Origin of the sequence: Halorubrum cibi, from assembly GCF_900182635.1 — an archaeon.
Classification (GTDB): domain Archaea; phylum Halobacteriota; class Halobacteria; order Halobacteriales; family Haloferacaceae; genus Halorubrum; species Halorubrum cibi.
In genome coordinates, this window is sequence record NZ_FXTD01000020.1 from 1 (window position 1) to 7,049 (window position 7,049).

The window sequence follows — 7,049 nt, forward strand, 5'->3', positions numbered from 1 at the left end:
GTCACGCGCTGAACCTCCTGGTCGGCCGCGTACTCGACGGTCGTGCCGTTCACGGTCTGACTCTCCGGCTGCCAGTAGACGATCACGGCCTCGTATTCGCCGGTCGACTCTGAGCCGAACACGGTCGAGTACAGCTCGATCTGGTCGGTGTTCAGCGTCGTCCCGCGTTCGAGGTGAACCGGCTCGTTCTCGAGCGGCCCGGCCGGCGTGTACCGGATCGCCATCGCGCCGGTCGGCGGTGAACCGCCCACGTAGCGGACCGCGGGCGGCGCGGCTGCCGGTTGGTTCCCTCCGGTCCGCAGCTCGGAGATCTCGAACGGTCCGGGCGGGTCGAAGTCGACGTCTCCGTCCTCGACCTGTGGTGCGGGTGCCCCGGCCGCCATCGCGGGCATCGCCGCCCCGAGCGCGGACAGCACACACAGGACCGCGAGGCTTGCCGCGGCGACCGCGGCACCCCGCGTCATCGAGCGCCCTCCATCGCCTCGAGTTCGGAACCGTTGTTTGGCTCGTCGGCCCGGTCCCGCTTGATGGCGATCAGGATCGCTCCGATCCCGAACAACCCGATCCCGAGACCCGCGCCTGCGTTGACCAGCGCCACGCCAGCACCAGCCGAGAAGCCGACGCCGAGCGCCGCGAGTTCGTCGTTCGTGAACGTCATCGAGCGCCCTCCTCTTCGAGCTCGTCGAGTGCGGCCGATTCGATATACGCGTCAGCAGTTCCGAGGCCAAACGCGAGGAAGCCGCCGGCGATCACCCAATTTTCGAGGAATGTCGACGCATCGGCGGCGATCATCTGGACTGCGAGGTAGAACCCTATGAGTGCGAGTCCGAGACTCACCGCGATGCGGCCCGGAGTCGGCTCGTCGGCCCACAGTCCCGAGACCGCCATCAGTCGTCACCTCCGAAGACGGCGTAGCCGATCACGAACACGACGACCCCGATCAGCAGGAACTGGACGCCCGTCAGCGACCCGAGGAACCCGCCCGTACCGAGCGCACCGGCGATCCCGGCGACAGCCGCGACCGCCCACCCCGGATCCGCGAGGATCGCGTTCACCAGCTCGTTTCCGTACTGGATGCCGACCCCCGCGCCGAACACGCCGGCCGCAGCCGTCGACTTGAGCCCGCGAGAGGCTGCCGAACCGGCGGTCGACGCCGCCGAGCCAGCTGTCGAGCCGGCACGCGAGGCCGCCTCACGACTTTCCTCGAGGCCGACGAAGTACACCAGCGCTCCGACCGCCAGCACGGCGAGTACAGCCGTCAGCATCGGCGCTCACCTCCCTCTTCTCGTCTACGATTCCACTCGGTTCGTCCGCTGTCGTTGTGTGTCATAGTTCTCGATCGATGTTGCTGTAGATCTGCTGTCCCAGATATGCGAGGAACACCACGCCGGCGGCGACCACGGCCCATTCGCCCGCGTTCGACGGCGGGAGGACCTGTGGAAGCGTCAGCGCGGACAGCGAGATCACCGAGAACAGCTGCGGTCCCGACGCGATGAGCGCGTCCGTCAGCGCCCACACGACTTCGGGGTTCAGCAGCGCGATGATCCCGCTCAGTCCCGCGGTGAGCTGGGTCAGCGGATCCTCTGCGAGTTCTTTCAGTGTCATTCTGTGAGCCCTCCGAGCTGGAGGAGGTCGGCGACCACGTACACGATCCGTCGGAAGACGACCAACGCAACGACGATCTCCCCGACCACGATCACGGTCACGACGATCGGCGAGAGCGGTCCGGCCGCCCCCGCGGCCTCGAAGATCCCGCCGTTGATCGTCCGCACGGTCGAGATGAGTGTGTCTCCGAGCGAGCCTGTGACCGAACCGAGATCCGCGGCGATCGCTACCGGGATGTCGGCGATCCCGAGCGTCTCGCCCGGCGCGTCGAACCGTGCCGGCTTCGAGCCGCCGAAGATCAGCAGCACGGTGTCGATGAACTGTGAGACGACGCCGAACGCGCCCTCGAGGAGCGTCGTCAGTATCGCCCCGAGAACGAACCGGCGCGGCGAGTCGAGGAACGCCTGAAGCGTCGACGGGAGTGACAGATCGCCCCATCCCGAGATCCCGCCTCCCGAGTCGTCTCCGGAGCCGGCGTTCGGGTCCGCTTGGGACATCACGACACCTCCCGGATCTGGTCGAGTCCGCGTCCCATCACCCAGAACGAGCTGAGTACGACGCCGATCCCGACGAGATACGCGAACGGTCCGAGCTCGGTGACCGAGAACGACCACGCGCCGCGGATCGCCGCGATGCCGCTTCCGAAGATGACGTCGATCAGCCCGTCGAACTCTCGCTCGACACCGCCGACCGCGTTCGGGTCGTTGACGAACTCCGTTCCGCCGGCGAGAAACCCGCGAACGCCGTCGACGAGTCCGGTGTAGGCCTCGGTTAGCCCGCCGATGATCGTGTTCACACCCAGCGCTGCCGTGAACACGATCGAGCCGGCGATCGCTCTCCCGACGCGCCCGGCGTTGATCCCGGACGCCAGCCCGAAGCTGAGATCCTCGCTGATCGACTCGGTGCCGGTGAGGAACGACTCCTCCTGGTCGTCCGTCAGCACGTCGTCGCCGTCAGCCACCGCTCTCCACCCCCGGATGCGGGTTGGGTCGCGATGGCCCGTACATCAGTTCTCGTCCTCCTCTCCTTCCTCGGTGACCCCGACGTCGATCGGCCCGATCGCGGGGATGTCGGGGAAGCCAGGGATCGCGAGCGTGTCGCTTGTCTCCTCCTGCTCGAGGAACTGCGTGATCATCCAGAACGCACCGAGGACCACGCCGACGCCGGTGAGCAGCGCGAACGGCCCGAACTGTGCGGCGATCGACGTCGCCGACGTTTCGGCGGTCGTCGAGATGATGCCGAGCGGCTCGAGCACGGTCGCGTCGATGAACTCGCCGATGGCTGCTGCCATCGCGTCGAGCGGTGCGACGACGAGTCCGAAGACACTCTGGATCAGGTCGACGCCGCCGGTCGCGACCGAGACGAGCGTGCCGAAGATCGCGCCCTGGAGCAGCGTTCCGAGCGTCCCGTCGGCGTTGAGGTACCCGATGGTGCCCGTCAGCACCGTGTTCGGGCTCGGATCGTCTCCGGACGGCAGCTCGTCGGCTGCGGACGACATTACGACCCTCCGCCGCCGCTGAACAGGCGGAACCCGACGAAGCCCGTGATCGCGCTGACGAGCATCCCCGGGAACGACAGGAACCAACTGATGATCCCGCCGTCACCCGAGGACATGACCGCCGCCCCGCCGCTCGAGGCCGCGCTCTGGATCGCCGAGACCTCGTCGTCGGTGAGCACGACGTCGTAGCTCACGACGTAGGTCGTCCCCGGCGACACGGTCGAGTCGAGCGTGATCTCGGTCGACCCGTCGTAGCTGCTCGCGACGGACGTGTAGTCGATCTCCGAGAACTCCGTGTCGTCGGTTCCCTCGGCGATCTCGACCGCCTTGTACCGCTCCGAGGGCAGGTTCGGCTCGTCGACGAACTCCGGACCGGCGTAGCTCAGGTCGAAGGCCGTCGGCAGTTCGAGCCGGTAGGCGATCTCGCCGAGCTGGTCCCACTGCGGGTAGTCGCTCGTTGGGCCGAAATCGGCGGAGACGTCCTCGTCGTCGGTGATGTCGGACGCCTGGAAGACCGCGTCGACGGTGACGCCGTAGATCGTCGCGTCCGACATGACCTCGTCGAACGTGTCCATGCCGGTCACCGAGTACGCACCGTGTGGCTCGGTGATCGTCACGGTCTCGAGCTCGTCGTCGTCGTCGGTGTCCTCGAGGTGCTCACCGAAGGTGAGAGCGCGCGTCCGCTCGGCGTCGAGAACGGAAACTTCCACGTCAGCGTCGCCGGAGATCGTGATCTCCTCGGTAGAGCCGAAGGAGCCGTCCCCGGTGCCGGCGACAGTCATGTCACCGACCTGCTGCTGGAGGACCATGCCCTCACCCGTGGAGTTCGCGAGAACCGTATCGTCGCTCGCGGACGCCGAGGAGTCGTAGAGCGTGACCTCGACGTAGTCGCCGTCACCGTCGGTCAGCTGGAGCGTCGGGGTGCCCGACGCGGAGTTGATGTCCGCCGCGATCGTGAGGTACGACTTCTCGCCGTCCGCCACCGAGAAGTTCGAGTAGGTCGCCGAGTCGGAACTCGCCGAGCCAGCGTAGTTGAGCGCGTCGACGCCCGGCGCGGTCGACGACTCGCTCACGGTCGCTCCCGACGTCGTCCACTCACTCGAGTCGAGCGCGGACGCCGAGTTGTCCGAGCCCTCCTCGGTCTTCCGCGGGAACTCGTTGCGGTCCGCGAAGTCGATGTCCGTCGCGGTCAGCGTGACCGGGTTGTCGTTCGACTCGTTGACGCTCGCGGGGAGCGTCGCCGGATCACCGGCGTCGTCGTAGTACTCGACGGCCGTGTCGAAGTCCGCGTTCGACCACTCGTCGATCGTGACTTCCGTCGCGATCTCGGGATTCGGCGTCTTCGTGTCCTCGCTCCAGCCGATCCCGCCCGCCGCCATGACGGGCGTCGCGACCATCGACGAGAGTACCGCCAGCGCGATCAGCGCCGCGAGTCCCGCCTTCTTGATGTTCATACGACTCCTCCGTAGCTGCCGCTTTCCGTTCGTGTCATGAATTTCTGAAAACAGCCGTGTTCGACCGCCAGTTCCTCGTCGATCGGATGGTTCGTGCGGAACTTCTCGAGGTAGTCGGCGAACGCCTCGCCGACCACGATCCCGGCATGGAGACGGCTCACTCGCCGGTCCTCCGCACGCGAGTGGGAGTCATGCGCTGTCCCCGTAGTTCCGCCAATCAGTCCACCGCTTCGGCTCGTCGTCGGGCTCTTCTCTCGAGCCCCTTTCGTCGTCGTTCATGTCTTCGACAGCCGGCCCGCAGCTCGGTCCGACACTCGAACATCGCGGCCAACTCGCGTAACTCACAGAAATTTGGGAGGTTTCGAGGGTGATCTATGAGATTCCGTTCGGTTCTATCGCTTTATTACGCGAGAGTCAGGAGTGAGCCCATGGGAATCCAAGACCGGTTCGCCGACTGTCGGACCGCTCAGGAAGGAGATGGCAGCGTCACGGTGACGATCCCGCGACCGCTCGCGGAGGAGTGGGAGATCGAACAGGGAGATCAGATCCCGTTCTTTGCGGAGGAGGGTTCAGATACGGCGGAGATCCGCCGACCTGGTAAACCGTCCGATTAATGGAGGTTTTTGGATCTGTCGAAATCCTTTGGAATTGATAGGAAACGTTTGCTAAATACAGAGCGCGGATACAACAGGGAACATTCTCGATTAGGGCTCTTGTTCTCGTTTTTGTTTCTGTTTACACCAATCGAACAATTCTTGTCGCAGATCGTCTTCTGTTTCGCCGAATATACTTCCAAGACGATATCCGAGATTATCCCAAGTGAGGGATTCTGGAGGTGGTCCTTCAGTGTATTTTGACGATGCCGCATCGTCATCGAGATCTTTTACTGCCGCGGTCCAGCCTCGTTTGAACGCTCCTTGTCGGTCGCTTCCTGGGTCGCTTTGCCGAATATCTCCGAGGGGGATCGTTGGATCGTCTTCCATACTGGTGTTTGAGAAGTCCAATCAAAAAATCCCGGTGCCGATTGCTTGAGAGATCTAACCTCAGTATTCAACATAACCGCCGGGATACGTTGCCGATAGAGGATTTCACCAGAATCAGATTTTTGAATCTATGCGAAGCCTGCCTCCTCGAAGGCCTCGTTCACGACTTCGGGAGTCGGTGCGTTGAGATACGGCTCGATCGCCTGAAAAGAGTCCCACCCGCCGACCGTCATCACGACGCGCGGGTTCACCTGCTTATCGACGAGCAGCCGCTGTGCGAACCGGCGACGAAGATCGTGGCTCGAGACGTGGCGAAAGTCGTCGTCTCCGGTCGCGTCGGCCGCGCGCTCGGCCGTGCGTTTGACCACGGCCCGGACGCCGCTCTCGGTGAGGTCCACGATCGGCTCGTGGCGGCCGACGTCTTCGGAGGTGACGTACCGATGGATGTCGCCCTCGACGTCGCGAGGGAGATAGGCGTCGCGAGGCTTCCCGCCGTTCCCGGTCGTGTCCTTCCCTTCCGGAACGCGGAGCCGGAAGTGATCGCCGTCCGGGGTGCGTTTGACATGCTTCGGCGCGACCTGTGGGATCTCGAAGGCGCGGAGCCCGACGAACCCGCCGAGTTGGATCACCAGGTCGTCGCGGATGCTCCCCGAAGCGCGGCGGAGCTCCTCGAGCTCGTCGTCGGTGAGCCAGCACTTGTACTGGTCCGGCTTCCCGGTGGACTCTAATCGCATACCACCTTCTCAAAGAAGGTAGCACTTAGTACGGCAGAACCGACGAGGTCCTCGGCGTGATCGGGGCGAATTCAGGGGGTCCGTTGACGACTTGTGTAAGAAGTCGTCAAAGCTGATAGATCACCGATGCTCGTCGATCCACTCACACCACGCGTGGAAATCTTCGGCTCCGCACTGGTCGGCGATCGAGTGGAGCGTTCCGGTCGGGATCTCGTCTTCCGACGCCATCGGAACGGTCACGACTCGAACCTCATCCGTATCCGGTGACTCATACCGCATCTTCAGGTGGCTTCCGACGCGACCGACACGCTCGTAACCGAAGTCGTGGAGTACAGACGCGATCTCACGTCCGGAGAAGTTCGTCCGGACCATTCACTTCATGAAGTCAGGAAGTTCCTCGTCGCCGGGTTCCGTGTCCTCGAGGCCCCACTCCTCGAGGTCCTCGTCGGTCACGGGTTCGCCGCCCCCCTCGTGAAGCTCGATCGCCTCCGCGAGCATCCGGAGGGCTTCCGCCTTCGTATCACCGAAGGACGCGACACCGGTCTCGATGTCCTTCGCGGTAATCGAGCCGTCATCTTCGTGGATGAACTCGACGCCCTCCCCGTTGGACGGGTCGCGTGTCGCACTCGCCATACGCTTCCTTCGCGGACCGCTCGAATAAGCGTTCTGTCGGATACGCCCGTAGTGTTCAGATAAGCTGATTCCATGCGAAAGCGAACGATCTGAGCCACTCATCAGCAGTTTCTGCGTCGGCGTTGCTGAAACAGTTTGAGAA

14 protein-coding genes and 2 pseudogenes are annotated in these 7,049 nt (G+C 64.2%); 1 reads left to right on the forward strand and 15 read right to left on the reverse strand.

The features are described from left to right. From FN829_RS15480 to FN829_RS16025, 10 genes and pseudogenes are all read right to left on the reverse strand, one after another. Nucleotides 1–464: pseudogene (locus FN829_RS15480) on the reverse strand (hypothetical protein); the annotation flags it as partial. Next, a complete protein-coding gene (locus FN829_RS15485) occupies nucleotides 461–658 on the reverse strand; it encodes a hypothetical protein (protein WP_142987836.1) in 198 nt (65 codons plus the stop codon). The gene FN829_RS15485 and the pseudogene FN829_RS15480, both read right to left, overlap by 4 nt. Then, on the reverse strand, nucleotides 655–888 hold the full coding sequence (locus FN829_RS15490) for a hypothetical protein (RefSeq protein ID WP_142987837.1): 234 nt from the start codon (nucleotides 886–888) through the stop codon (nucleotides 655–657). The genes FN829_RS15485 and FN829_RS15490 overlap by 4 nt, the downstream gene beginning before the upstream one ends. After that, a complete protein-coding gene (locus FN829_RS15495) occupies nucleotides 888–1,265 on the reverse strand; it encodes a hypothetical protein (protein WP_142987838.1) in 378 nt (125 codons plus the stop codon). The genes FN829_RS15490 and FN829_RS15495 overlap by 1 nt, the downstream gene beginning before the upstream one ends. A 61-nt stretch (nucleotides 1,266–1,326) precedes the next feature. Further along, a complete protein-coding gene (locus tag FN829_RS15500; protein ID WP_142987839.1) occupies nucleotides 1,327–1,605 on the reverse strand; it encodes a hypothetical protein in 279 nt (92 codons plus the stop codon). Further along, a complete protein-coding gene (locus tag FN829_RS15505) occupies nucleotides 1,602–2,102 on the reverse strand; it encodes a hypothetical protein (RefSeq protein WP_246066568.1) in 501 nt (166 codons plus the stop codon). Before FN829_RS15505 ends, FN829_RS15500 begins: the two co-directional genes overlap by 4 nt. After that, entirely contained in the window at nucleotides 2,102–2,566 is a 465-nt protein-coding gene (locus tag FN829_RS15510) for a hypothetical protein (RefSeq protein ID WP_142987840.1), read from the reverse strand. The genes FN829_RS15505 and FN829_RS15510 overlap by 1 nt, the downstream gene beginning before the upstream one ends. Nucleotides 2,567–2,611: 45 nt before the next feature. Then, nucleotides 2,612–3,103 (reverse strand): hypothetical protein, encoded by a 492-nt coding sequence (locus tag FN829_RS15515; RefSeq protein WP_142987841.1) that lies wholly within the window; start codon nucleotides 3,101–3,103, stop codon nucleotides 2,612–2,614. After that, complete coding sequence (locus tag FN829_RS15520) at nucleotides 3,103–4,557, reverse strand: hypothetical protein (RefSeq protein WP_142987842.1); 1,455 nt, start codon at nucleotides 4,555–4,557, stop codon at nucleotides 3,103–3,105. The genes FN829_RS15515 and FN829_RS15520 overlap by 1 nt, the downstream gene beginning before the upstream one ends. Beyond that, complete coding sequence (locus tag FN829_RS16025; protein ID WP_185955794.1) at nucleotides 4,554–4,718, reverse strand: hypothetical protein; 165 nt, start codon at nucleotides 4,716–4,718, stop codon at nucleotides 4,554–4,556. The genes FN829_RS15520 and FN829_RS16025 overlap by 4 nt, the downstream gene beginning before the upstream one ends. Nucleotides 4,719–4,985: 267 nt before the next feature. Here FN829_RS16025 and FN829_RS15525 point away from each other — a divergent pair, with 267 nt between their 5' ends. After that, nucleotides 4,986–5,171 (forward strand): AbrB/MazE/SpoVT family DNA-binding domain-containing protein, encoded by a 186-nt coding sequence (locus FN829_RS15525; protein WP_142987843.1) that lies wholly within the window; start codon nucleotides 4,986–4,988, stop codon nucleotides 5,169–5,171. 90 nt (nucleotides 5,172–5,261) lie between these two features. Here FN829_RS15525 and FN829_RS15530 read toward each other — a convergent pair whose 3' ends face one another. The 5 genes and pseudogenes from FN829_RS15530 to FN829_RS15550 form a co-directional block, all read right to left on the reverse strand. Continuing rightward, nucleotides 5,262–5,540 carry a hypothetical protein gene (locus tag FN829_RS15530; RefSeq protein ID WP_142987844.1) on the reverse strand — a complete coding sequence of 93 codons (279 nt, stop codon included), beginning with the start codon at nucleotides 5,538–5,540 and terminating at the stop codon, nucleotides 5,262–5,264. A 128-nt stretch (nucleotides 5,541–5,668) separates the two neighbouring features. Next, complete coding sequence (locus tag FN829_RS15535) at nucleotides 5,669–6,274, reverse strand: site-specific integrase (protein ID WP_142987845.1); 606 nt, start codon at nucleotides 6,272–6,274, stop codon at nucleotides 5,669–5,671. Nucleotides 6,275–6,394: 120 nt separating this feature from the next. Next, nucleotides 6,395–6,646: a type II toxin-antitoxin system HicA family toxin gene (locus tag FN829_RS15540; RefSeq protein ID WP_142987846.1), complete on the reverse strand. Its 252-nt coding sequence runs from the start codon at nucleotides 6,644–6,646 to the stop codon at nucleotides 6,395–6,397. Next, entirely contained in the window at nucleotides 6,647–6,907 is a 261-nt protein-coding gene (locus tag FN829_RS15545) for a type II toxin-antitoxin system HicB family antitoxin (protein ID WP_142987847.1), read from the reverse strand. It lies immediately after the preceding gene. Between the two features lie 55 nt (nucleotides 6,908–6,962). Further along, nucleotides 6,963–7,049, reverse strand: a pseudogene (locus tag FN829_RS15550) (IS6 family transposase); the annotation flags it as partial.

Coding starts and splice junctions, on each gene's coding strand:
- FN829_RS15500 (WP_142987839.1), bottom strand. CDS start 1,605: ATGACACTGAAAGAACTCGCAGAGGATCCGCTGACCCAGCTCACCGCG.
- FN829_RS15535 (WP_142987845.1), bottom strand. CDS start 6,274: ATGCGATTAGAGTCCACCGGGAAGCCGGACCAGTACAAGTGCTGGCTC.
- FN829_RS15525 (WP_142987843.1), top strand. CDS start 4,986: ATGGGAATCCAAGACCGGTTCGCCGACTGTCGGACCGCTCAGGAAGGA.
- FN829_RS15495 (WP_142987838.1), bottom strand. CDS start 1,265: ATGCTGACGGCTGTACTCGCCGTGCTGGCGGTCGGAGCGCTGGTGTAC.
- FN829_RS15530 (WP_142987844.1), bottom strand. CDS start 5,540: ATGGAAGACGATCCAACGATCCCCCTCGGAGATATTCGGCAAAGCGAC.
- FN829_RS15540 (WP_142987846.1), bottom strand. CDS start 6,646: ATGGTCCGGACGAACTTCTCCGGACGTGAGATCGCGTCTGTACTCCAC.
- FN829_RS15515 (WP_142987841.1), bottom strand. CDS start 3,103: ATGTCGTCCGCAGCCGACGAGCTGCCGTCCGGAGACGATCCGAGCCCG.
- FN829_RS15485 (WP_142987836.1), bottom strand. CDS start 658: ATGACGTTCACGAACGACGAACTCGCGGCGCTCGGCGTCGGCTTCTCG.
- FN829_RS15490 (WP_142987837.1), bottom strand. CDS start 888: ATGGCGGTCTCGGGACTGTGGGCCGACGAGCCGACTCCGGGCCGCATC.
- FN829_RS15545 (WP_142987847.1), bottom strand. CDS start 6,907: ATGGCGAGTGCGACACGCGACCCGTCCAACGGGGAGGGCGTCGAGTTC.
- FN829_RS15505 (WP_246066568.1), bottom strand. CDS start 2,102: ATGTCCCAAGCGGACCCGAACGCCGGCTCCGGAGACGACTCGGGAGGC.
- FN829_RS15520 (WP_142987842.1), bottom strand. CDS start 4,557: ATGAACATCAAGAAGGCGGGACTCGCGGCGCTGATCGCGCTGGCGGTA.